Genomic DNA, 1,152 nt, shown 5'->3' with positions numbered 1-1,152 from the left:
GCCAGCCGCGCCAAGAGCGCCTTCCTCGCCACCATGAGCCACGAGATCCGCACCCCCATGAACGGCGTGCTCGGCATGACCGAAATGCTGCTGAACACCTCGCAGACCGAGACCCAGCGCCAGTACACCAACGTCGTCAAGAGCTCGGGCGAGAACCTGCTCGTGATCATCAACGACATCCTCGATTTCTCCAAGATCGAGGCCGGCAAACTGAGCGTCGAGTACATCAATTTCAACCTCTGGGACCTGCTCGACGAGATCGACCATGTGTTCATGCCCCAGGCCGAGGCCAAGGGCCTCGGCCTCGCGTTCCAGATCGCCAACGACATCCCGGCCGCGATCTGCGGCGACCCCAACCGCCTGCGCCAGATCCTCGTGAACCTGCTCGGCAACGCGGTCAAATTCACCGAGCAAGGACAGATCCTCATCACGGTCGAGGTCGCCAGCGAGGACGGCCCGGCCGTCACCCTGCGCTTCGAGGTGCACGACACCGGCATCGGCGTCTCGCGCGACGCCCGCGCGCGCATCTTCGAGGCCTTTTCCCAGGCCGACAGCTCGACCACGCGCAAATACGGCGGCACCGGCCTCGGCCTGGCGATCTCGAAACAACTGGTCGAGTTGATGGGCGGAAAAATCGGGGTCGACAACGCCCACGCGCAGGGCTCCATTTTTTGGTTCACGGTCAGTTTCGACAAGCGGCGGGTCGACCCCGACGCCCCCGGCGCCCAGTTGGATTCGATCGAGGGCCTGCGCGTGTTGATCGTCGACGAACAAAAGGCAACCCGCGAGGAACTCGAGCGCCAGCTCTCGAGCTGGAAGGTGGTCAGCGACAGCGTCGGCTCGGCGCTCGACGCGATCGACTTCATGACGGCGGCCGCGCGCGCCGGCCAGCCCTACGACGTGGCCATCCTCGATATGGACCTGCAGCGCACCAGCGGGCTGTCGCTGGCGGCCAGCATCAAGGCCGAGCCGGCCACCAAGGCGACCCGCATCGTGCTGCTCAGCTCCGAGAAGCTGGCGGCCGATCCGGTGCAGCGGCGCGGGGCCGGCGTGGCCTACCAGCTGATCAAGCCGGCGCGCGCGGCCGACCTGTTCGAGTGCATCGTCAACCGCGGCGCGCGCGCCGCCCAGGCCGCGCCGGCCGGCCTTGCG

At 67.0% G+C, this 1,152-nt stretch carries 1 protein-coding gene; it reads left to right on the top strand.

Annotation, left to right across the window (positions count from 1 at the left end):
• Positions 1–1,152 (top strand): ATP-binding protein (locus C7C56_RS10755; protein WP_146204413.1); only part of this gene is annotated, 1,152 nt, incomplete at both ends.

It is taken from the genome of Massilia glaciei (assembly GCF_003011895.2).
Classification (GTDB): Bacteria; Pseudomonadota; Gammaproteobacteria; order Burkholderiales; family Burkholderiaceae_D; genus Telluria_A; species Telluria_A glaciei.
Note: the sequence above shows the minus strand (reverse complement) of the source record. Positions and strands in the feature narration are given on the sequence as shown.